Source organism: Shinella kummerowiae (assembly GCF_009827055.1).
Lineage (GTDB): Bacteria > Pseudomonadota > Alphaproteobacteria > Rhizobiales > Rhizobiaceae > Shinella > Shinella kummerowiae.
In genome coordinates this window covers 406,619-427,328 of record NZ_WUMK01000002.1, presented here as the reverse complement: position 1 = coordinate 427,328, position 20,710 = coordinate 406,619, and the positions used below count along the sequence as shown (strand labels likewise).

Here is a 20,710-nt window from a genome sequence, read left to right as displayed (position 1 = left end):
TTCAGCGAACGCCGGTGGAGCCGAAGCCGCCCACGCCACGGCTGGTTTCGCTCGTCTCCCTCGCCTCGCGCACGGTGACCTGCGTGACGGGGGCGATCACCATCTGGGCGATGCGCATGCCGCGCTCGATGACGAAGGGCTCATCGCCGAGATTGGCAAGCAACACCTTCACCTCGCCGCGATAGTCGCTGTCGACCGTGCCCGGCGTGTTGAGGCAGGTGATGCCGTTCTTGAAGGCGAGGCCGGAGCGGGGGCGGATCTGGCCTTCATAGCCATGCGGGATTTCGAAGACGAAGCCGGTCGGCACGAGCGCGCGTTTTCCGGGCGCAAGCGTCAGCGGCGCGTCGGTCTCGACGGCAGCGCGCAAGTCCATGCCGGCGGCACCCGTGGTTTCGTAGGCGGGCAGCTCGATATCCGCGCCATGCGGCAGGCGGACGAGGGAGAGGGTGGGCTTGGAAGGGGCGTGCGCGTTCATGGCGCCCATAAGCCGTGCCGTCGCTTGCACCGTCAATTGCATCTTCCGGGCGGAGACTGTAAAGACCGCGGCAACTCACAGGATATTGCAGAAAATGGCCGAAACCCTTGCCGAGGCGGTCTCCCGCCGCCGCACCTTCGCGATCATCGCGCACCCGGACGCCGGTAAAACCACCCTCACCGAAAAACTCCTTCTGTTCGGCGGCGCCATCCAGCTCGCCGGCGAAGTGAAGGCGAAGAAGGATCGCATCCAGACCCGCTCGGACTGGATGAAGATCGAGCGCGAACGCGGCATCTCGGTCGTCACCTCGGTGATGACCTTCGAATATGACGGCAACGTCTTCAACATTCTCGATACGCCCGGCCACGAAGACTTCGCCGACGACACCTACCGCACCCTGACGGCGGTGGATGCGGCCGTCATGGTCATCGACGCCGCCAAGGGTATCGAGCCGCGCACGTTGAAACTGTTCGAGGTTTGCCGCCTGCGCGACATCCCGATCATCACCTTCGTCAACAAGATGGACCGCGAGAGCCGCGACCCGTTCGAAATCCTCGACGAGGTGGAAGAGAAGCTGGCGCTCGACACGGCGCCGGTGACCTGGCCGGTCGGCCGGTCCAAGACGTTCTGCGGCTCCTATCACCTGGCCGACCGCACCTTCCGCGGTTCGGATACGCAGGTCCAGCCGACGAAGATCGACGATGCCGCAGTCGTTGCGAAGAACCTGCCGGAAAACGAGCGGGAGACGTTCATCGAGGAGCTGGAACTCGCGCGGGAGGCCTGCCGGCCGTTCGACCGCGAGGCCTTTCTCGAAGGGCACCTGACCCCCGTCTTCTTCGGTTCGGCGCTGCGCAACTTCGGTGTGCGTGATCTCATCAACGCACTCGGCGCCGTCGCACCGCCGCCGCGCGACCAGGTGGCGGACGTTCGCAAGGTGCATGCCGCCGAAGACAAGATGACGGCCTTCGTCTTCAAGATCCAGGCGAACATGGACCCGAATCACCGCGACCGCATCGCCTTTGCCCGCGTCTGCTCCGGCATGCTGGAACGCGGCATGAAGGTGCGCCTTGCCCGCACGGGCAAGACGATCGGCCTGTCGGCGCCGCAGTTCTTCTTCGCCTCGCAGCGCCAGTTGGCCGATACCGCCTATGCCGGCGACGTGGTGGGCATTCCGAACCACGGCACATTGCGCATCGGCGATACGCTGACGGAAGGCGAGGCGCTGGTCTTTGAAGGCGTGCCGAACTTCGCGCCGGAAATTCTGCGCCGCGTGCGGCTGGAAGACGCGATGAAGGCGAAGAAGCTGAAGGAAGCGCTCCAGCAGATGGCGGAAGAGGGCGTCGTGCAGCTCTTCTCGCCGGAAGACGGCTCGCCGGCCATCGTCGGCGTCGTCGGTGCGCTGCAGCTCGATGTGTTGAAGGAGCGCTTGTCGGCGGAATACGGCCTGCCCGTCTCCTTCGAAATGTCGCGTTTCTCCGTCTGCCGCTGGATTTCGTCGGACAGTGCTGCGGAGCTCGACAAGTTCGTCACCCAGCGCCGCGGCGATATCGCTCGCGACCTCGATGGCGATCCGGTGTTTTTGGCGCAGGACAGCTTCTCGCTGCGCTACGAGGCAGAGCGTTATCCGGCGATCAAGATGGTCGCCATCAAGGAGTATCACGTCAGCAAGGCGTGACCTGATAGCGCGCCTGTCAGTTTCGACGTGACAGGCGCGGCGGCATTTGCGAAAACCGCCCCCGAGACAGGGGCGTCTGCTGCGTGCGGGCTGAGAAGCACCCTTTGAACCTGAACCGGATCATGCCGGCGGAGGGAGTCATCGGGCGACGCTGCCCGCCGGCTGCCTCCGACCGAAGGAGGCGAAATGGCCGACACGATTGCAAACATTCTCTCGATCGCCGGATCCGATCCGTCGGGCGGCGCCGGCATCCAGGCCGACCTCAAGACCTTCGCCGCCCGCGGCACCTATGGCATGGCGGTGCTGACCGCGCTGACGGCGCAGAACACGCAGGGCGTCTCCGGCGTGCATCTCGTGCCGCCCGCCTTCGTCGCGGCGCAGATTACCGATATTTTCAGCGACATTCGCGTGCATGCGGTGAAGATCGGCATGATTGCCGCGGGTGAGATCGCCGAGGCCGTCGCCACGGCACTGTCGTCGCGGCGCGGGCTGCCGGCCGTGGTGGATCCGGTGATGGTCGCGAAGGGCGGGGCGTCCCTGCTGGAGAAACAGGCCGTCGAGGCGCTGACGCGGCGCCTGCTGCCGCTTGCGACCGTGCTGACGCCCAACCTGCCGGAGGCGGCCGCGTTGCTGGGCGAGCCGGAGGCAATCGACCGCGCCGCAATGGAGGATCAGGCGAAGCGGCTGTTGGCGCTCGGCCCGAAGGCCGTGCTGCTGAAGGGCGGCCACCTGCCGGGTGGACAGAGCCCCGATGTGCTTGCGACCGCCGAGGGACAACGCTGGTTCGAGGGTGTGCGCGTGCTGACGCGCAACACGCATGGCACCGGCTGCTCGCTGTCGAGCGCGATCGCGGCGGAACTCGGCAAGGGCAAGCCGCTTGCCGATGCCGTTGCAGCGGCAAAGAGCTTTATCGCGGGCGCCGTTCGCACGTCCGATGCGCTGTCCGTTGGCTCCGGCCATGGGCCGCTTCATCATTTCCACGCGCTTTGGACCTGATCGTCAGCGATCTGCCAGCGCCAGCCGCAGGCCCATGAGGCCAAGGGCTGCGGCAAAGCTGCGCTGCGTCCAGACCATAATCCTTGGCCGGCTAAGCACCTGGTGCCGGAACCCGGCGGCCAGGGCGCCGTAGACGGCAAAGACCAGGAAGGTGAGCAGCATGAAGATGCCACCGAGAAAGAGCATCTGTGCCGTGACGTCCGGTGCTTGCGCCGGCACGAATTGCGGCAGGAACGCCAGAAAGAACAGCGAAAGCTTCGGATTGAAGATGTTGGTGAGAATGCCCTTCCGCACGATGCGGAGCGCGCGTTCGGCAGGGGCCTTTTCCGCCCCGAGATCCAGCGCATTGCTCTCCTTCAACAGGCTCCATGCGATGAACAAGAGATAGGCGACGCCGATATAACGCAGCACCTCGAAGGCAAGCGCGCTGGCATGCAGGACGGCTGCAAGGCCGACGACGCTGGCGAGGATATGCGGAATGATGCCGAGCGTGCAGCCGAAGGCGGCAAGCACGCCGGCGCGAAAGCCGCCGCTGATGCCAAGCGCCAGCGTGTAGATCACGCCGGTGCCCGGCAGCAGGATGACGACGAGCGAGGTGATAAGGAATTCGGTGGTCATGGCAGGTCCCGTGCAGATGAGGAGGCCGCAGGGGACACTGGAAGGGGCGACCGGTCTTGAACGAAATTGCAGGTTCAGGCGCGCGCCGCGAGATAGGCGCCCGGCGTGTAGCCGTAGCGGCGCGTGAAATTGCGCGTCATGTGGCTCTGGTCGGCAAAACCGGCGGCGATGGCCGCCTCGGCCAGCGGGGTGCCGCCCGCGATCATCCGCCGGGTGAGTTCGGTGCGGCGCTGGAGCAGGTAGGCGTGCGGTGTGAGGCCGGTGGCGTGGGCGAAGTCGCGCACCAGCCGGAAGCGCCCGAGCCCGCTTTCTGCGGCGAGCTCCTCGAGGGTGACCGCAGCGGCGGGGTCGCTGTCGAGGCGGTCACGGGCGCGGCTGATGCTCGATGCGGCAGCGCCCCGACGCTGCACTGGCTGCTCGTGCAAGACGGCCGCAAGCAGCAGGAGGAGGCGCTCGTCGCGTCCAATGGATGCGGCGCGATCATTCAGCAATGCGGCGAGCGTGGCGGTGACGAGGCCCGCGATGCGCCCGTCCTTCAGCACGGGGGCATGAAACTCCTCGCGCGGCGCGCCTTCGAAAATGTCCTGCGCGGCGGCGGCAACGACAGCCGGCTGCATATAGAGCATGCGCCAGGCGCGCGGAGCATCGCCAAGCGGCGCACCATCATGCACTTCGCCGGGATTGACGGTGATCGTGTTGCCGGCTTCGGCCTCCACCATGCCGCGCCCGCTTGCCGATGTCTGTGCGCCGCGTTCGACGAGGCCGATACCATAGGTGTCGTGGCTGTGGCGCGCGAATGTGTGCCGGCTGTCGGCGATCACCACCTCGATGCCGTCCATAGCCGTCCGCACGATCTGGAAGCGCCCGGTCGCCATGGCTCAATCCCGCGGTTCGGGCGCAAGCGCCGATGTTTCGCCAAACCAGTTCATGGCCGAGGCACACCAGCTCTGGCGCGTCGGTTTGAGGGCGGCCCGTTGATTGATGCTGCCCCAGCGGATGCCCCAGGTCTGGGCATCCTCGTCCGTTCCGGTGACGAAAAGCGGCGAGCCGCACTGGGCGCAGAAATATTGCAGCCGCTTGCGGCCGCTTTCCGCCGTCTTGACGTAGAGTTTCGGCGCCTTGCCGGTGAGGGTCACGGCCTCGCGTGGCGCGCTGACGGTCACGCGATAGGGTGAGCCGGTCAGCCGCTGGCAATCCGTGCAATGGCAGATCGAAACGGCGTCCGGATCGATGTCGGCCGTATAGGTCACCTCACCGCAATGGCATTGTCCGTCGATGCGCATGCTCCATCCTCCTTTCATCGCGAGAGGATAGGCCCTCACGTCGCAGCGTCAACGGGAGGACCATGCTGTTCCGCCGGAAACTGCCGGCAGGTTACATCGTCATCAAAATGACACGCATGGTTTCGGCCCGTTTACATTCGTTAACGCATTTTTACCCATTTGCGTTGAAAATCAGGGCAGTGCCATGGTTAATGCGTCTGGTCAAACACCGGTTCGTCGCCGGTCTTCGAAAGCGAGAATAGCCTCATGTGCCGTTGGGCAGCCTATCGCGGAGAGCCGCTTTATCTCGAGGAACTGGTGTCCTCGCCGGCACACTCGCTGATCGAACAATCCCATTGCGCCACCCGCGCCAAGACGTCCACCAATGGCGACGGCTTCGGCATCGCCTGGTATGGCGAGCGCCCGGAGCCCGGCCGCTACCGCGATATCCTGCCCGCCTGGTCCGACTGCAACCTCAGAAGCATCGCCCGCCAGGTCCGCTCGCCGCTCTTCCTCGCCCATGTGCGTGCGGCAACCGGCGGCGGCACGCGGCGCGACAATTGCCATCCCTTCGTCAACGGCATCTGGTCCTTCATGCACAATGGCCAGATCGCCGATTTCGAGCACCTGCGCCGGCCGCTCGAAACCATGCTCGACAACGACCTCTACAATGCCCGCACGGGCTCGACGGATTCGGAACTGCTCTTCCTGCTGGCACTGCAATTCGGCCTGGCGCGCGATCCGCTCGGCGCCATGGCGGAGACCATCGCCTTCGTCGAGCGTCTCGCCGCCCATCTGGAGCGCCGCGTGCTCGTGCGCTTTACTGCAGCGTTCACCGATGGCGACCAGCTCTATGCCGTGCGTTACGCGACGGATTACGCCGCCCCGACGCTCTATGCGGCCCCAATGGGGGAAACGGGTGGCTACTGCCTGGTTTCGGAACCGCTGAACGACGACACGGAAGCCTGGGTGGAAATCCCGGACGGCAGCGCCGTGGTGCTTGGTGAAAACGGCGTCGACGTGCGCATCTTCACGCCGGCCGGACGCCCGGCCAGCGCGATGGAGGCAAAACTCTCGCTGGTCAAGTAAGCCGCTCAGTGATCCAGCCGGCAAGGCGGCCGGCGACGTCGTCCTTCGACAGGTCCGGCCATTGTTCGGCGCCGGCGGTGGTGATCAGCTTCACGCTGTTGCGCGTGCCGCCCATGATGCCGGTTTCCGGCGTGACGTCATTGGCGACGATGAGGTCCGCACCCTTTTTCTGAAGTTTCACCCGTCCGTTGTTCTCGACATCCTGCGTCTCGGCCGCGAAGCCGACGACCACCTTCGGACGCCTGGCATGGTGGCCGACGGTCTTCAGGATATCCGGGTTTTCCGTCAACATCAGCGGCGGCGGGCCTTCGCCCGGCTGCTTCTTGATCTTTTCTGCGTTCGGCGTCGCGACGCGCCAGTCGGCGACGGCCGCGACCATCACCGCGATGTCCGCCGGCAATGCGCCAAGCACGGCCTGCAGCATCTCGTCCGCCCGTTCCACCTTGATGACGGTGACGCCTGGCGGATCGGCGAGCGTGACAGGCCCGGAGACGAGCGTCACCTGCGCACCAAGCCGGGCAAGGGCGGCGGCGATGGCATGGCCCTGCCGGCCGGAAGAACGGTTGGCGATGTAGCGCACCGGGTCGATCGGCTCATGCGTCGGGCCTGAGGTGACGATGGCGGTGCGGCCGGCAAGCGGTTTGGCGCCACCGTCGAGAAGGCCTTCGGCGGCGGCAACGACTTCCAAGGGTTCCGCCATGCGGCCAAGGCCGGCCTCGCCGCCTTCGGCCATCTCGCCGGCATTGGGGCCGACGAAGGTCAGGCCATCCTTGCGCAGCGTCGCGACATTGCGGCGTGTCGCGGGGTTCGACCACATTTTCGGGTTCATGGCCGGCGCCAGCAGCACTGGGCGATCGGTGGCGAGCAAGAGCGTCGAGGCGAGGTCGTCGGCCAGGCCGTTCGCCATCTTGGCCATCAGGTCGGCCGTGGCGGGGGCGACGACGATGAGGTCGCAGTCGCGCGCCAGCCGGATGTGCCCGACATCCTGCTCGTCCTCGCGTGAAAAGAGATCCGTATAGACATGGCCGGCCGAGAGCGCGCCCACGGCAAGCGGCGTTACGAACTGTTGCGCGCCCGCGGTCATGACGGGCCGCACCTCCGCGCCCCGTTCCCGGAGCCGCCGGATCAGGTCGAGGCTCTTATAGGCGGCGATGCCGCCGGAGATGACGAGGAGGATGCGTTTTCCTGCAAGCGGCATGGCGGGTCCTGAACGCGTGAGGCACATGGATACCCTCCGGGAGGGCGGTCATTCCGTCCTACCCCGTTGCCGTGGCATTTCCAAGTCTTGGCTCCGGCCGCCGCCCCTCAGTGGCAGACCTTGACCTTCTTGATGATGAGATTGCCGTAATAATCGTACTTCCTGATCTTCTTCCAGAAACATTTCGGCTTGTGGCCGTAATAGTGCGTGGCGAGGTCGACGAGGCCGGCTGGTCGCATCGTCGCGGCATCCGGCATCCTGCCGGCAAAGGCCGGTGCGGAGAACGCGACGAGGGACAGGGCTGCGATAGTGGCGGATATCATGATGTTGCGCATGGACGGCTCCCCTTTGGCCCTTTGGAGAATACGGTCTTGCAGTGCAATGCGCCGGTTGTTCCGGCCTTGCTAAAATACCACGCTAACGCGCCGGCGGGAACTGCCGGCGCGGGCCAACAAGGGGGCATTCTGTCGTCAGGCGCCGTCGTCGGGAATGTTCAGCACGTGGCCGCAAGCCTTGCAATGCACGGCATCCGCCTCATGGCGCGACAGGCCACATTGCGGGCAGGGGAAGATCACCTTGTAGGGCCGTACGATCGCCTGGGCGAGCCGCACGAAGAGCGAAATGCCGATGATCATGGTGACGATGGAGGTGAGCTTACCGAGCGTACCCGGCAACACGATGTCGCCGAAGCCGGTGGTCGTGACCGTCGCAACGGAGAAGTAGAGCGCATCGACGAAGCCCGTAAAACCGTCTTCGCCGTAGAAGAAGTTGCTGTAGACGAAGCCGGTGACGAGGAAGAGGAAGACGAGGAAGTTCACGCAGGCCTGGATGACGTCTTCCTTGTCGCCATGCCCCAGCCTGCGCAGTGTCAGCGTGACGAGCTTGCTCTGGCTGATCGCCCAGATCCGCAGCACGCGCAGGAACGCGAAATTGTGCAGCTGATTGGGAAAGAGCAGCGTGCCGAGCACGACGATATCCACCCAGGTCATCGGCCGCATGGCCCAGTAGCGCAGGTTCGGCGCGATCAGCGCCCGCGCGCCAAGCTCGAAGGCGATGATGGCCGCGATGACGTAGTCGACAATGACATAGGCCGCACCCGCGCGCAGGTAGGGGCCCAGGATGAAGAAGCACAGGATCACGATATCGACAAGGAGCATCGCGACCTGGAACCGGACCGCCTCGCGGTCCCGCCCGAAATAGAGCCCGCGCAACTGCCGGCGCAGCCGTTCGATGAAAGGTGGCGGTTCGGTTATGCTGAGCGGTTCGTCGGTCATCGGCGAAAGACTAGCGCTCGTCCCGTGCCGGTCAAGCGGTCGCCGTCGCCTTAGCTGACTTGCCAGGCGATGTAGATGAGCGTTGCTGCCATGACCCAGAGCGCCAGACGGCCGGAGCGGCTGTGGCGGGCCTCGGAACGGCCGATCGCTTCGGCGGTCTCGGGGTCGAAGCGCAGGCCTTTTTCGGCCATGGCGGAGAATTCCTGCGACAGCATTTCCGCCTTGGCGGCGATCTCCGGGGCGGCTTCGGCAAGGCGCAAGGCGGCATGCGCGCCATCGCGCAAATCCGTCAGAAGACGTTTCGGGCCGAGATTGTCGCGGATCCAGTCGCCGACGACGCCTTCGGAGGCCTTCCACATGTTGAAGCGCGGGTTGAGCGTGCGCGACACGCCCTCCACCACCACCATGGTCTTCTGCAGCATGACGAGTTCGGTGCGTGTCTCCATGTCGAAGAGTTCCGTCACCTCGAACAGCAGCGTCAAAAGCTTCGCCATGGAGATGGTCTCCGCCGGCTGGCCATGGATCGGCTCGCCGATGGCGCGGATCGCCTGGGCGAAGCTCGCAGTATTGTGGTGCGATGGCACGTAACCCGCCTCGAAATGCACATTGGCGACGCGCTGGTAATCGCGGGTGATGAAGCCGAAAAGGATTTCGGCCAGGAACCGGCGCTCCTTCTTTCCTAGACGCCCGACGATGCCCATGTCGACGGCGACGATCATGCCTTGCGGGTCGACGAAGAGATTGCCCTGGTGCATGTCGGCATGGAAGAAGCCGTCGCGCAGCGTGTGGCGCAGGAAGGACTGGATCAGCGTGTCGGCGAGTTTGTCGAGGTCGAAGCCGGCGTTGCGCAGGCCCTCGACATCCGACATCTTGATGCCGTCGATCCATTCCATGGTGACGACATCGCGCCCGGTGCGCTCCCAGTCGACTTTCGGCACGCGGAAGCCGGGGTCGTCCTTGGTGTTTTCGCCCAGTTCGGACAGTGCCGCTGCTTCCAGGCGAAGGTCCATTTCGATCTTCGTCGTCTGCTCCAGCGTGCGGGTCACCTCGACCGGCTTCAGCCGGCGCGTGTTGGGCAGGATCGTCTCCTGAAGCCGGGCGGCGGCATACATCGCCTCCAGGTCATGGCCGAAACGCTGGCGCACGCCGGGACGGATGACTTTCACCGCCACGCGGCGCTCGCCATTGGCGTCGCGCACGATCGCAGGATGGACCTGCGCGATGGAGGCGGCGGCGACCGGATCGCCGAACTCGACATAGAGATCGTCGAGCGGGCGGCCGAGCGAACCCTCCACCGTGGCAACCGCCGCCTCGTGCGGAAAGGTCGCCATGCGATCCTGAAGGGCGGACAATTCCACAGCGATCTCGGCACCGACGACGTCCGGCCGGGTCGCCAGGAACTGGCCCATCTTCACATAGGACGGACCAAGGCGCTCGATGGCTCGGGCGAGGCGATCGCCGCGGTCTTCGCTTGCAGCCTTGCGGCGGGCGAAGAGGCCAGCAAAGGCGTGTGCCGTGCGGGCCAGCGGCGGCATGCCCTCGGTCGGCAGCGCCGAGACGACGCCTTCGCGCACGAGGACCCAGCCTACGCGGGCGAGGCGAAGATAGGCGCCGAAAACGCTCATGCGGGACGGTTATCCATGCGAGGGGGACGGGCCATGCTCAGAGCTTCCAGCCCGAATGCAGGGCCGCAATGCCGCCTGTGTAATTGGTAAAGTTGACGCGTGAGAAGCCGGCGGTGCGGATCATCGACGCGAAATCCTGCTGGTTCGGGAATTTGCGGATCGATTCCACAAGGTACTGGTAGGGCTCGGCTTCACCGGTGATCATCTTGCCGAATTGCGGGATCGCCTTGAACGACCAGGCTTCGTAGAACTTGTCGAGCAGCGGCATCTCCACTTCGGAGAATTCCAGAACAAGCAGCCGGCCGCCGCGCTTCAGCACGCGATAGGCTTCCGACAGCGCGACATCGATGCGCGGCACGTTGCGGATGCCAAACGCGATCGTATAGGCATCGAACGTGCCGTTTTCGAAGGGCAGCTCTTCCGCATTGGCCTCGACGAAGTCGAGATTGGCCGAAAGGCCTTTCTTCGCCGCGCGGTCGGCACCGACCCCGAGCATCGAACCGTTGATGTCGAGTACGGTGGCATGCGCCAGGCGATCGGAGGCCTCGACGATGCGGAAGGCGATGTCGCCGGTGCCGCCGGCGACATCGAGCACCTTGTAGGCCGGATCCTTGCGCGGGTTGAGGCTGGCGATCATCGCGTCCTTCCAGGCCCGGTGCAGGCCGGCGGACATGATATCGTTCATGATGTCGTAGCGCTTGGCGACCTTGTGGAACACATCGTTGACCAGCGCCTGCTTTTCGCCCTCGGCCACCTGGCGGAAGCCGTAGGAGGTTTCCATGCCGCCTGTCGCGGATGTGCGCTGTTCGGTCATCATCGTCTCCATGGGCAGGTCTCGCAGGCGAATTGCCGCAAGGACCTTGGCGAATTGGCATTGGCCGCGCTATCTGAGCAACGAACCGGGCAGTCGAGTGTCGGTACGCACGCGTATATAGGACATAGATTGCCGGGAGGGAAATGCCCGACCGCGGCAAATGCGCCCAAGGTTAAAGCGACTTCAAGGAGTGGAACATGCCGGAATTGCCGGAAGTGGAAACGGTGAAGCGCGGCCTCGCCCCCGTCATGGAAGGATCCCGGATCCGCCGTGCGGAGTTGCGTCGCCCGGATCTGCGTTTTCCCTTCCCGCCGGCCTTTGCCGAAGCCCTTGAGGGCCGTCAGGTGATCTCGCTTGGCCGGCGCGCTAAATACCTGCTGATCGATCTCGACGGGGGCGACGTGGTGATCGCCCATCTCGGCATGTCGGGCTCGTTCCGGGTCGAGGGGAACGAGGTCCCCGCCGAGACGCCCGGCGATTTCCAGATGCCGCGCAGGAAGGACCAGCGCCACGACCATGTCGTCTTCCATCTGGTAACACCGGACGGCGAGCGCCGCGTCGTCTACAATGATCCCCGTCGCTTCGGTTTCATGGATCTCGCACGCCGGGAGAATCTCGCCAGCCACGCCTTCTTCCGCGATCTCGGGGCCGAACCGACCGGCAACACGCTCGATGCCGACTACATCGCGGCCAAATTCCGCGGCCGCCAGACGCCGCTGAAGGCCGCCCTGCTCGACCAGAAGAACATTGCCGGCCTCGGCAATATCTATGTCTGCGAGGCGCTGTGGCGCGCGCATCTTTCACCGGAGCGGCTGGCCGGCTCGCTGGTGACGGCGGCGGGCAAGCCGAAGAAGGAACTGGTGGCCCTGACGCAGTCGATCCGTGCGGTGATTGCCGATGCCATCGAGGCCGGCGGCTCGACCTTGCGCGACCATATCCGCGCCGACGGGTCGCTCGGCTATTTCCAGCATTCCTTTTCCGCCTATGACCGCGAAAAGCAGCCTTGCCGCACGCCGGGCTGCCAAGGCACGATCGGCCGTATCGTCCAGAGCGGTCGGTCGACCTTTTATTGCGCAGCCTGCCAGAAGTAGAACAAGGCCGGGAAAACTGTTCAGCGGCTTTGTGTCCGACATTCCGCACCAGAAACGAGGAGAGAGACATGACCTATGAAACCCTGCTGGTGGAGACGCGCGGGCGCGTCGGGCTCATCACGCTGAACCGGCCGCAGGCGCTCAACGCGCTGAACCGCCAGCTGCTCGATGAATTGACGGGCGTGCTCGCCGGCTTCGAGGCCGATGCCGGAATCGGCGCCATCGTCATCACCGGCTCGGAAAAGGCCTTTGCCGCCGGCGCCGACATCAAGGAGATGCAGCCCTACGGCTTTGCGCAGGCCATGCTCGAGGACCTCGCCGCCGGCTGGGACGACGTGGCCGGCTGCCGCAAGCCGATGATCGCCGCCGTCAGCGGCTTTGCGCTCGGCGGCGGCTGCGAACTGGCCATGATGTGCGATTTCATCATCGCCTCCGAGACCGCGAAATTCGGCCAGCCGGAGATCACGCTCGGCGTCATTCCCGGCATGGGCGGCACGCAGCGGCTGACCCGTGCGATCGGCAAGTCGAAGGCGATGGACCTCTGCCTGACGGGCCGGCTGATGGATGCGGCGGAAGCTGAGCGCTCCGGCCTCGTGGCCCGCGTGGTGGCGCCGGAAAAACTGCTTGACGAGGCGCTGGCCGCCGCGGAGAAGATTGCCGGCTTCTCGCTCACCGCCGCCATGATGGCCAAGGAGGCCGTGGGCCGCGCCTACGAGACGGTGCTGTCGGAGGGCATGCGCGCCGAGCGCCGGCTGTTCCATGCGCTGTTTGCCACGGACGACCAGAAGGAGGGCATGACGGCCTTCATCGAGAAGCGCAAGCCGGCCTTCCGCCACCGCTGAGAGGGTTCAAGGCAGCCGGGCGGCGTTTCTTGCAGAATCCGCGTTGACGTCATCGTGGTTTCCAGCTATACGCCGCCCACAGTTTGGAAAGCCGAATTCTGAGGTTTTCCGATATTGCTCCCGAATTGCTTTGATGACAGGTCGCAGTGACCCGGCACGGCGAGGGTGGAGTTTGTGTCAGATTTCTGAAGAGAGGCATACATGGCCAATACAACCTCGGCAAAGAAGGCGACCCGCAAGATCGCCGCGCGCACCGCAGTCAACAAGTCGCGCCGCTCGCGCGTCCGCAATTTCATCCGCAAGGTCGAAGAGGCCATCGCCTCCGGCGACCAGACGCAGGCTGCCGCCGCTCTGAAGGCCGCCCAGCCGGAACTGATGCGCGCCGCCACCCGCGGTGTGCTCCATTCCAACACAGCGTCCCGCAAGGTCTCGCGTCTGGCGAACCGCGTTAAGACGATGACGGCCTGATCTGATCAGACCCATCGAGCTATGCAATATTAGAAAAAGCCCGGCGCTTGCGCCGGGCTTTTCTTTGTTTTTTCGACCCTGCTATGGTTAATGTGCAAGGCTCGATCGTGTCAAAAGCGTGACGAGGAAAATCCTTTAAATTCAGTTAGTTGCCGGAGGTTGTCCAAGTTTGACGACCTTTCGTTGCGGGAGTTTGACAGCAATTTGAGTCAAGCGAATTTTTATTTTTTTCGTTTTCCGAGCGTTCCGAAAACCACCCGAAAACAAAGCCATTGATTCCTAACAGATTCTCCTTCGAGGGGGCGATTCCGAGTCAGGAAGCACCTTGCGAGTCAACGGCTGGCCCTTAATTTTGCGTAAAATTCGCGATTGATCTTGGTGCATGATCCTGCCTAAATGCTTTCCACAGGGGGCGCGGACACAGCCTTAAAAGTAATCGCCGACAAGACTGTCTTTCGAGGCAGCGGTGATTGTTTTGTCCCTTGTAACGGAGCGGCTCCGCTTCGTAAAATCATCAAACCGGCAATGCTTGCCCCAGATGCCTCTGGCATTCTGGCGAAGGCTTTTGCGATTTTTGGTTGCGGGCCGTGAGGACGGCCCGATGATTGAGGGCAGACTTGCCGGGCGCTCGACGAGGGAGCGGACGGTAAGGATCACAGACGGGACTGCGCGATCTGGAATGACACCGGATCGGGCTGCACCGATATGTGTTTGGCAAAAAGGGTTGCGTCGGATGTAGGGGGCCGGCGTGATCGGGGCACCAGATCCCGGACCGGGCGATGGCTCGGCACGGTCGGGAGATGGCAAACATGAAAGGCGCCGGCAGGAATGCCGACGTGGCGAAGGAAGCATGAAAGGCGGCAAAATGCAGATGACTACGGCCACAAAGGCTGGTGCATTCACGAACGGGGAAAATGCACTGAAGGCACTCCCGCCAGAAGGAGTGCAGATGGCGGCGGGGGTACCATCCGATATGAAGCAAGACGCGATTTTCGAACGGGTCAGTGCGCGCCTGAAGGCGCAGGTTGGCCCAGACGTCTTCGCGAGCTGGTTCGGTCGGCTGAAGCTCCATTCGGTCTCCAAGAGCCTCGTGCGCCTTTCCGTGCCCACGACCTTCCTGAAGTCTTGGATCAACAACCGGTATCTCGATCTCATCACCAGCCTGTTCCAGCAGGAGGATGCGGAAATCCTCAAGGTGGAAATCCTGGTGCGCACCGCGACCCGCGGCGTTCGCCCGGGGTCTGTCGATGAGGCCATTGTCGAGCAGCCCGCCCCGCAGGCCCAGCCGCGCCGTTCGGCTGGTGGTCCGCAGCCGGTGGCAAGCGCCGTTGCGTCTGTTACCGCCTCCGCCCAGCCGCGTGTCCAGCATACCGGCCCGCTCTTCGGCTCGCCGCTCGACCCGCGTTATACATTCGATGCTTTCGTCGAAGGCACGTCGAACCGTGTTGCCCTTGCCGCGGCCCGCACCATCGCGGAAGCCGGCGCCGGTGCCGTGCGCTTCAACCCGCTGTTCATCCATTCGAGCGTCGGCCTCGGCAAGACGCACCTTCTGCAGGCAATCGCGCTTGGCGCGCTTTCGAGTGCCCGCAACCCGCGCGTCGTCTATCTGACGGCCGAATATTTCATGTGGCGTTTCGCAACCGCGATCCGCGACAATGATGCGCTCTCCCTCAAGGAGACGCTGCGCAACATCGATCTTCTGATCATCGACGACATGCAGTTCCTGCAGGGTAACTCGATCCAGAACGAGTTCTGCCACCTGCTCAACATGCTGCTCGATTCCGCCAAGCAGGTCGTGGTCGCCGCCGACCGTGCGCCGTGGGAGCTGGAATCGCTCGATCCGCGTGTGCGCTCCCGCCTCCAGGGCGGCGTCGCCATCGAGATGGAAGCGCCGGACTATGAGATGCGCCTTGAAATCCTCAAGCGCCGGCTCGCCGTCGCGCAGCATGAGGACCATTCGCTCGATATCTCGCCCGAGATCCTGAGCCACGTCGCGCGCAACATCACGGCCAGCGGCCGCGAGCTGGAAGGCGCCTTCAACCAGTTGCTCTTCCGTCGCTCCTTCGAGCCGAACCTGACGATCGAGCGCGTCGACGAACTGCTCGGCCATCTGGTCGCCGCCGGCGAGCCGCGCCGCGTGCGCATCGAAGACATCCAGCGCGTCGTCGCGAAACACTACAACGTGTCACGCCAGGAACTGGTCTCGAACCGTCGCACGCGCGTCATCGTCAAGCCGCGCCAGATCGCTATGTATCTGTCGAAGACGCTGACGCCGCGTTCCTTCCCGGAAATCGGCCGCCGCTTTGGCGGACGCGACCACACGACCGTGCTGCACGCCGTGCGCAAGATCGAGGACCTGATCTCGGGCGACACCAAGCTCAGCCACGAGATCGAGTTGCTGAAGCGCCTGATCAACGAATAGGCGCTTCGATCGCTATACAATGCTGGAACGCTGTGCACGGTCTTCGGACGGCACAGCGTTCTGCTTTTGGCAGGGCACTCAAGGTCGCGGCATGAATCTCCTCGTCACCTACATGGAATTGCTGACGCCGCCGCCGAGCGCTGTGGCGCACCCGGCCCCCTCCGGCAATCTGGAAATCCATGCCGAGCATCTCTCGGTGGACGACTATCTGGCGCTCTATCGCGCCATCGGCGTGCCGCTCACCTGGGATCTCCGTCTTCGCATGCCGGTGGAGGCGGTCGCGCAGTTCCTGTCCGCCCCATCGACGCGGACCTTCGTCCTGCGCGAGGCAGGGCAGCCGATCGGTCTGTGTGAATTCGATGCCGCCGAGGCGGAGGATGTCGAGCTGACGCATTTCGGCCTCGTTCCCGCCGCCTATGGCCGGCGGCTCGGGCCTTTCCTGCTGGCCAACGCCCTCTATGCGGTCTGGCGCGCGGGAACACGGCGCATCTGGCTGCATACCGACACGAACGATCATCCGAAGGCGCAGGCGGTTTATGCTCGGGCGGGTTTCCAAACCTACATGCAACGGATGGAAGATTTTCCGGATTGAGCCGGCTGTCTGTCCCGGCTCAGCTTCCGCGCACGGCGCGCGCCTCGTCCGTCAACCATTGCCGCAGCGCGGTGACCGCCGGCCGGTCGAGCGCACCCGGCGGATAGACGATGTAATAGGCTAGGCCCGTCGAGACGCCGCGCGAAAAGGGCGCGACGAGCCGCCGCTCCTGAATTTCCCGCGCCACCAGCGAGAGCCGTACCAGCCCGACGCCATCGCCCGCCTTCACCGCCTCGATGGCGCCGTTGCTGTCTTGGAAGACCGGGCCGCGCATGGCGTCGATCTCGGTCACGCCCATCGCCTCCAGCCAGAGCCGCCAGTCCTGCCGGTGCACGTCATGGATCAGCACGTGGTTTATGAGATCGCCCGGCGTGTCGAGCGGCCGGGCCTCGCGTAATGCCGGTGCTATGACAGGTACGAGGTCGTCATCGAGCAGCCGTTCGCTGACGAGACCCTGATAACGGCCGAAGCCGTGGCGGATGGCGATATCGACCCCGTCGCGCACGAAATCGACCAGGCGGTTCGAGGCGCTGATGCGGATGTCGACGCCAGGCATGCGCTCCTCGAAATGCGGTAGCCGCGGCACGAGCCATTGTGCTGCGAATGTCGGCGTGCAGCTGATCGACAGCGTTGCCGGCCGGGCGCGCGCCAGCAATTCGTCGGTTGCCTCGCGCATCAGCCGGAAGGCCGAGCGCATGGCCTTGAAATAGCCCTCGCCATCCTCCGTCAGCCTGAGCTGACGCGGCAGTCGATCGAACAGGCGCACGCCGAGCGACTGTTCGAGGTCGCGGATCTGCAGGCTCACCGCGCCGGGCGTGACGCTGAGCTCGCCAGCGGCGAGCGTGACGCTCAGATGGCGTGCCGTCGCCTCGAAGGCGCGCAGGCCGGACAGGGAGGGAAGACGGTTGCTCATGATTTAGTTTTCCTCGCTGTATCCCCGAAATATGATCGTTTGTGCAAAGCGAAAAGACGAGGAATTATAGCGTCAACGCCGGGTTTTGGCACTCGGATATCTCGTTGGATTTAGAAAAAATCGCTTAGGAGGCCGTTATGGCTAACCGTTACATGACCACCACCGAATGGGGTCTGCTCATCGCCTTGTCGATCCTCTGGGGCGGCTCGTTCCTGTTCAACGGCATTCTCGTGCGCGAGCTGCCGACGCTCACCATTGTCGCCGCCCGCGTGTCGCTGGCCGCCATGGCGCTGTGGACCATCGTTCGCCTCTCCGGCCATGCCATCCCGCGCAGCAAGGAGGTCTGGCTCGCCTTCCTCGGCATGGGCGTGCTCAACAACATCATACCCTTCTCGCTGATCGTCTGGGGGCAGACGCATATCGCGAGCGGCCTCGCCTCGATCCTCAATGCCACCACGCCCCTCTTCGCCGTGATCGCCGCGCATCTTTTGACGCAGGACGAGAAGATGACGGGAGGCAGGCTGGTCGGTGTGCTCGTCGGCTTTGCCGGTGTCGCGCTGATGATCGGTCCTGCGGTGCTGTCCGATCTCGGCTCGAACGTGCTGGCACAGCTCGCCGTGCTCGGCGCTGCCGTCTCCTATTCGATCGCCGGCATCTTCGGTCGCCGCTTCCGCCGCATGGGCCTGCCGCCGCTGCTGCCGGCTGCGGGGCAGGTCACGACCTCCGCCCTGCTGATGCTGCCGGTGGCGCTGATCGTCGACCGGCCGTGGACACTCGCCATGCCATCCGCAGAAGCGTGGGCCGCCCTCTTCGGCCTTGCCTTCCTCGCCACCGCACTCGCCTATGTCATCTTCTTCCGCATTCTCGCCACGGCCGGCGCCACGAACCTGATGCTCGTCACCTTCCTCATTCCGGTCAGCGCCATCCTGCTCGGCGCGCTGGTGCTGGGCGAGATGCTGGCGCCGAAACATTTTGCCGGCATGGCACTGATCGCCGTCGGGCTTGCCGCGATCGACGGACGGCTTCTGCGGATGGTAATGGAAAAGCGCCGGCCGCTCGGCTCGGATACCTGACGCTCAGCAGGCGAGATCGGCGACGACCGCGTCGAGGATCAGCATGCCGGCCGGCGTACAGCGCAGCCGCGAATTGCCGAGCCGTTCGATGAAGCCATGGTCGATGAGAAACTGTTCGCGATCCGGATCCAGGTCGCGACCAGACAGCGTCTGCCAGCGGACGAGATCGATGCCTTCCTTGAGGCGTAACCCCATCAGCAGCAACTCGTCCGACTGTGCCTCACGCTCCAGCAATTCCTGCTCGATCATGCCGTGGCCCTCGGCCTCGACCAGCTCAAGCCAGCCTTCCGGCCGCCGTTCCGTGGCGGTCGCGATCTTCGCGCCGCCGGTCGTCAACCGGCCATGCGCGCCGGGGCCGATGCCCACATAGTCGCCGTAGCGCCAATAGGTCAGGTTGTGGCGGCTCTCCGAGCCGGGGCGGGCATGGTTGGAGACCTCGTAGGCCGGCATGCCTTCGCGTTCGGTAATCTCTTGTGTCGCCTCGTAGAGCACGGCGGAGTGTTCGCCATCCGGCACGATCAGCTTGCCGGCCTTGTGCAGGCCATAGAAGGGCGTGCCCTCCTCGATGGTGAGCTGGTAGAGCGAGAGATGGTCGACGGCGTAGGATACGGCTTCCTTCAGCTCGCGGTCCCATTCCTCGACCGTCTGGTTGGGGCGGGCATAGATCAGGTCGAAGGACATGCGCGGGAAGATATCGCGTGCCAGCCGTATCGCCTTCAGCGCATCGGCGACATCATGCAGCCGGCCGAGGAATTTCAGGTCCCGGTCGTTCAGCGCCTGCACGCCGAGCGAAACGCGGTTGACGCCCGCCGCGCGATAGCCACGGAAGCGCTCGGCCTCGACGCTCGACGGATTGGCCTCCATGGTGATCTCGATGCCCTCAGGCACATGCCAGTGGCGGGCGATACCGTTCAGGATCGCATCGACCGTCTCCGGCGCCATCAGCGAGGGCGTGCCGCCGCCCATGAAGATGCTGGTGACGCTGCGCGAGCCGGTCATGCGGCGCATCGTCGCCATTTCCTTCAGGAAGGCCTGCACGAAACGCGGCTGGTCCACCGGCTGGTGGCGCACATGGCTGTTGAAGTCGCAATAGGGGCATTTGGCGGCACAGAACGGCCAGTGCACATAGATGCCAAAGCCGGGATCGGAAAGATCGGCTGCAGAGCTCGGCCGTATATCGAAGGGCGCCGCCGTCATTAAACCTCAAACCTTCAGGCAGGTTTCGACGAAGAGCTTGAAGGCACGGGCGCGGTGCGACAGTGCTGCCGCATCGCCCGGCTTCCAGCCGTGCTTCTCTTCGGCGCTCATTTCGCCGAAGGTCGTCTCGTAACCCTCAGGCTGGAAGACGGGGTCGTAGCCAAAGCCCTGGCTGCCGCGCGGCGGCCAGACGACCGTGCCCTCGACTTCACCGCGGAAGAGTTCGGTATGGCCATCCGGCCAGGCAAGGCAGAGCACGGAGACGAAGCGCGCGGCGCGATCCTTCGCGTCGGTCACACCCTTGTCGGCAAGCGCCTTTTCCACCTTCTCCATGGCCATGGCGAAGTCGCGCGTGCCGTCCTCTTTCTCCGCCCAGTTGGCCGTATAGACGCCGGGTGCGCCATCGAGCGCGTCCACGACAAGGCCGGAATCGTCGGAAAGGGCGGGCAGGCCCGAGGCCTTGGCCGAGGCGAGCGCCTTGATCGTGGCATTCTCCTCGAAGGTCGTGCCCGTCTCGTCCGGCTCCTCGAATTTCAGTTCGGCGGCCGATTTGGCGGAGAAACCGAACGGGCCGATCAGGTCTTCGATCTCGCGGATCTTTCCGGCATTGTGGCTGGCGACGACGATCGTCTTGGTGTCGAGCTTGCGCATAAAAGTCCCTAAGCGATGTTCCAGAGGCTCGGCTCGGCACATTCAAGGCTGTTGCCGGCAGGGTCGCGGAAATAGATGGAGCGGGCGCCGTTCGGCCAACAGAAATCCGCTTCGATGGTGATGCCGGCTTCTTCGAGCTTTTTCACCCAGAAATCAAGCGCTGGCCCCGCGACGCGGAAACAGGCATGTCCCGGCCCGGTCGCGCCGTGGACCGGCACGGGAAAGGCGTGGGCCGGTGGTGGAACGACGGTCTCCTGCGGGTTGAAGATCAGGAGAACGCCGGGGCCGCAGCGAAAGAACACGTGGCGATTGGCCTGCCGCGTGATCTTTTCAAGGCCGAGAAGGCCACCATAGAAGGCTTCCGCCGCGTCGAGGTCGTGCGCGTAGAGCGCGGTTTCGAGGATGCCTTCGATCGCGGCGGTCATCGGAACCTTC

General features: G+C 64.4%; 22 protein-coding genes and 1 riboswitch. Of the genes, 9 read left to right on the top strand and 13 right to left on the bottom strand.

Annotation, left to right across the window (positions count from 1 at the left end):
* Position 1: 1 nt before the first annotated feature.
* The gene (gene dut / locus GR138_RS06525; protein ID WP_160858083.1) at positions 2–475 is read right to left on the bottom strand and encodes a dUTP diphosphatase; all 474 of its coding nucleotides are present in this window, start codon (positions 473–475) and stop codon (positions 2–4) included.
* A 94-nt stretch (positions 476–569) separates the two neighbouring features.
* Between dut and GR138_RS06520 the strand changes: the two genes are divergently transcribed.
* On the top strand, positions 570–2,150 hold the full coding sequence (locus GR138_RS06520) for a peptide chain release factor 3 (protein ID WP_160857801.1): 1,581 nt from the start codon (positions 570–572) through the stop codon (positions 2,148–2,150).
* Positions 2,151–2,208: 58 nt separating this feature from the next.
* Positions 2,209–2,304: riboswitch (TPP riboswitch) on the top strand.
* 32 nt (positions 2,305–2,336) lie between these two features.
* Complete coding sequence (thiD, locus tag GR138_RS06515; RefSeq protein ID WP_160857800.1) at positions 2,337–3,146, top strand: bifunctional hydroxymethylpyrimidine kinase/phosphomethylpyrimidine kinase; 810 nt, start codon at positions 2,337–2,339, stop codon at positions 3,144–3,146.
* Between the two features lie 3 nt (positions 3,147–3,149).
* Here the strand turns inward: thiD and GR138_RS06510 are convergent, their stop codons facing one another.
* The 3 genes from GR138_RS06510 to GR138_RS06500 form a co-directional block, all read right to left on the bottom strand.
* Positions 3,150–3,764, bottom strand: coding sequence for a LysE family translocator (locus GR138_RS06510; protein WP_160857799.1), 615 nt, complete (start codon positions 3,762–3,764; stop codon positions 3,150–3,152).
* Between the two features lie 74 nt (positions 3,765–3,838).
* Entirely contained in the window at positions 3,839–4,639 is an 801-nt protein-coding gene (locus GR138_RS06505) for an AraC family transcriptional regulator (RefSeq protein ID WP_160857798.1), read from the bottom strand.
* A 3-nt stretch (positions 4,640–4,642) separates the two neighbouring features.
* Positions 4,643–5,047, bottom strand: coding sequence for a GFA family protein (locus GR138_RS06500; protein WP_160857797.1), 405 nt, complete (start codon positions 5,045–5,047; stop codon positions 4,643–4,645).
* Between the two features lie 246 nt (positions 5,048–5,293).
* Here GR138_RS06500 and GR138_RS06495 point away from each other — a divergent pair, with 246 nt between their 5' ends.
* Positions 5,294–6,115, top strand: a complete 822-nt coding sequence (locus GR138_RS06495) for a class II glutamine amidotransferase (RefSeq protein ID WP_160857796.1) — start codon at positions 5,294–5,296, stop codon at positions 6,113–6,115.
* Here the strand turns inward: GR138_RS06495 and coaBC are convergent.
* The 5 genes from coaBC to ubiE form a co-directional block, all read right to left on the bottom strand.
* The gene (gene coaBC, locus GR138_RS06490; RefSeq protein ID WP_160857795.1) at positions 6,108–7,313 is read right to left on the bottom strand and encodes a bifunctional phosphopantothenoylcysteine decarboxylase/phosphopantothenate--cysteine ligase CoaBC; all 1,206 of its coding nucleotides are present in this window, start codon (positions 7,311–7,313) and stop codon (positions 6,108–6,110) included. The two genes, GR138_RS06495 and coaBC, sit on opposite strands and share 8 nt — an antisense overlap.
* Positions 7,314–7,420: 107 nt before the next feature.
* Entirely contained in the window at positions 7,421–7,648 is a 228-nt protein-coding gene (locus GR138_RS06485; protein ID WP_160857794.1) for a hypothetical protein, read from the bottom strand.
* Positions 7,649–7,783: 135 nt separating this feature from the next.
* Positions 7,784–8,587 (bottom strand): potassium channel family protein, encoded by an 804-nt coding sequence (locus tag GR138_RS06480; RefSeq protein ID WP_160857793.1) that lies wholly within the window; start codon positions 8,585–8,587, stop codon positions 7,784–7,786.
* A gap of 50 nt (positions 8,588–8,637) precedes the next feature.
* On the bottom strand, positions 8,638–10,212 hold the full coding sequence (ubiB, locus tag GR138_RS06475; RefSeq protein ID WP_160857792.1) for a 2-polyprenylphenol 6-hydroxylase: 1,575 nt from the start codon (positions 10,210–10,212) through the stop codon (positions 8,638–8,640).
* Positions 10,213–10,249: 37 nt separating this feature from the next.
* Positions 10,250–11,026, bottom strand: coding sequence for a bifunctional demethylmenaquinone methyltransferase/2-methoxy-6-polyprenyl-1,4-benzoquinol methylase UbiE (ubiE, locus tag GR138_RS06470; protein WP_160857791.1), 777 nt, complete (start codon positions 11,024–11,026; stop codon positions 10,250–10,252).
* Positions 11,027–11,223: 197 nt separating this feature from the next.
* Here ubiE and mutM point away from each other — a divergent pair, with 197 nt between their 5' ends.
* From mutM to GR138_RS06445, 5 genes are all read left to right on the top strand, one after another.
* The gene (gene mutM, locus GR138_RS06465) at positions 11,224–12,117 is read left to right on the top strand and encodes a bifunctional DNA-formamidopyrimidine glycosylase/DNA-(apurinic or apyrimidinic site) lyase (protein ID WP_160857790.1); all 894 of its coding nucleotides are present in this window, start codon (positions 11,224–11,226) and stop codon (positions 12,115–12,117) included.
* Positions 12,118–12,185: 68 nt separating this feature from the next.
* Positions 12,186–12,959, top strand: coding sequence for an enoyl-CoA hydratase (locus tag GR138_RS06460; RefSeq protein WP_160857789.1), 774 nt, complete (start codon positions 12,186–12,188; stop codon positions 12,957–12,959).
* A 201-nt stretch (positions 12,960–13,160) separates the two neighbouring features.
* On the top strand, positions 13,161–13,427 hold the full coding sequence (gene rpsT / locus GR138_RS06455) for a 30S ribosomal protein S20 (protein WP_069060219.1): 267 nt from the start codon (positions 13,161–13,163) through the stop codon (positions 13,425–13,427).
* Positions 13,428–14,277: 850 nt separating this feature from the next.
* Positions 14,278–15,849, top strand: coding sequence for a chromosomal replication initiator protein DnaA (gene dnaA, locus GR138_RS06450; RefSeq protein ID WP_246200315.1), 1,572 nt, complete (start codon positions 14,278–14,280; stop codon positions 15,847–15,849).
* 91 nt (positions 15,850–15,940) lie between these two features.
* Entirely contained in the window at positions 15,941–16,441 is a 501-nt protein-coding gene (locus GR138_RS06445; protein ID WP_160857787.1) for a GNAT family N-acetyltransferase, read from the top strand.
* Positions 16,442–16,460: 19 nt separating this feature from the next.
* Here GR138_RS06445 and gcvA read toward each other — a convergent pair whose 3' ends face one another.
* On the bottom strand, positions 16,461–17,354 hold the full coding sequence (gene gcvA / locus GR138_RS06440) for a transcriptional regulator GcvA (protein ID WP_160857786.1): 894 nt from the start codon (positions 17,352–17,354) through the stop codon (positions 16,461–16,463).
* A gap of 137 nt (positions 17,355–17,491) precedes the next feature.
* Between gcvA and GR138_RS06435 the strand changes: the two genes are divergently transcribed.
* Positions 17,492–18,427, top strand: coding sequence for a DMT family transporter (locus GR138_RS06435; RefSeq protein WP_246200314.1), 936 nt, complete (start codon positions 17,492–17,494; stop codon positions 18,425–18,427).
* A gap of 3 nt (positions 18,428–18,430) precedes the next feature.
* On the opposite strand, the gene hemW is transcribed toward GR138_RS06435, so the two are convergent.
* Genes hemW through GR138_RS06420 form a run of 3 tightly spaced genes read right to left on the bottom strand, consistent with a single transcriptional unit; the run spans position 18,431 to position 20,700 of the window.
* Positions 18,431–19,624: a radical SAM family heme chaperone HemW gene (hemW, locus tag GR138_RS06430; RefSeq protein ID WP_160857785.1), complete on the bottom strand. Its 1,194-nt coding sequence runs from the start codon at positions 19,622–19,624 to the stop codon at positions 18,431–18,433.
* A 6-nt stretch (positions 19,625–19,630) separates the two neighbouring features.
* The gene (gene rdgB, locus GR138_RS06425) at positions 19,631–20,275 is read right to left on the bottom strand and encodes an RdgB/HAM1 family non-canonical purine NTP pyrophosphatase (protein ID WP_160857784.1); all 645 of its coding nucleotides are present in this window, start codon (positions 20,273–20,275) and stop codon (positions 19,631–19,633) included.
* An 8-nt stretch (positions 20,276–20,283) separates the two neighbouring features.
* A complete protein-coding gene (locus GR138_RS06420; protein WP_160857783.1) occupies positions 20,284–20,700 on the bottom strand; it encodes a VOC family protein in 417 nt (138 codons plus the stop codon).
* Positions 20,701–20,710: the final 10 nt, after the last annotated feature.

Coding starts and splice junctions, on each gene's coding strand:
- dut (WP_160858083.1), bottom strand. CDS start 475: ATGAACGCGCACGCCCCTTCCAAGCCCACCCTCTCCCTCGTCCGCCTG.
- GR138_RS06520 (WP_160857801.1), top strand. CDS start 570: ATGGCCGAAACCCTTGCCGAGGCGGTCTCCCGCCGCCGCACCTTCGCG.
- thiD (WP_160857800.1), top strand. CDS start 2,337: ATGGCCGACACGATTGCAAACATTCTCTCGATCGCCGGATCCGATCCG.
- GR138_RS06510 (WP_160857799.1), bottom strand. CDS start 3,764: ATGACCACCGAATTCCTTATCACCTCGCTCGTCGTCATCCTGCTGCCG.
- GR138_RS06505 (WP_160857798.1), bottom strand. CDS start 4,639: ATGGCGACCGGGCGCTTCCAGATCGTGCGGACGGCTATGGACGGCATC.
- GR138_RS06500 (WP_160857797.1), bottom strand. CDS start 5,047: ATGCGCATCGACGGACAATGCCATTGCGGTGAGGTGACCTATACGGCC.
- GR138_RS06495 (WP_160857796.1), top strand. CDS start 5,294: ATGTGCCGTTGGGCAGCCTATCGCGGAGAGCCGCTTTATCTCGAGGAA.
- coaBC (WP_160857795.1), bottom strand. CDS start 7,313: ATGCCGCTTGCAGGAAAACGCATCCTCCTCGTCATCTCCGGCGGCATC.
- GR138_RS06485 (WP_160857794.1), bottom strand. CDS start 7,648: ATGCGCAACATCATGATATCCGCCACTATCGCAGCCCTGTCCCTCGTC.
- GR138_RS06480 (WP_160857793.1), bottom strand. CDS start 8,587: ATGACCGACGAACCGCTCAGCATAACCGAACCGCCACCTTTCATCGAA.
- ubiB (WP_160857792.1), bottom strand. CDS start 10,212: ATGAGCGTTTTCGGCGCCTATCTTCGCCTCGCCCGCGTAGGCTGGGTC.
- ubiE (WP_160857791.1), bottom strand. CDS start 11,026: ATGACCGAACAGCGCACATCCGCGACAGGCGGCATGGAAACCTCCTAC.
- mutM (WP_160857790.1), top strand. CDS start 11,224: ATGCCGGAATTGCCGGAAGTGGAAACGGTGAAGCGCGGCCTCGCCCCC.
- GR138_RS06460 (WP_160857789.1), top strand. CDS start 12,186: ATGACCTATGAAACCCTGCTGGTGGAGACGCGCGGGCGCGTCGGGCTC.
- rpsT (WP_069060219.1), top strand. CDS start 13,161: ATGGCCAATACAACCTCGGCAAAGAAGGCGACCCGCAAGATCGCCGCG.
- dnaA (WP_246200315.1), top strand. CDS start 14,278: ATGAAAGGCGGCAAAATGCAGATGACTACGGCCACAAAGGCTGGTGCA.
- GR138_RS06445 (WP_160857787.1), top strand. CDS start 15,941: ATGAATCTCCTCGTCACCTACATGGAATTGCTGACGCCGCCGCCGAGC.
- gcvA (WP_160857786.1), bottom strand. CDS start 17,354: ATGAGCAACCGTCTTCCCTCCCTGTCCGGCCTGCGCGCCTTCGAGGCG.
- GR138_RS06435 (WP_246200314.1), top strand. CDS start 17,492: ATGGCTAACCGTTACATGACCACCACCGAATGGGGTCTGCTCATCGCC.
- hemW (WP_160857785.1), bottom strand. CDS start 19,624: ATGACGGCGGCGCCCTTCGATATACGGCCGAGCTCTGCAGCCGATCTT.
- rdgB (WP_160857784.1), bottom strand. CDS start 20,275: ATGCGCAAGCTCGACACCAAGACGATCGTCGTCGCCAGCCACAATGCC.
- GR138_RS06420 (WP_160857783.1), bottom strand. CDS start 20,700: ATGACCGCCGCGATCGAAGGCATCCTCGAAACCGCGCTCTACGCGCAC.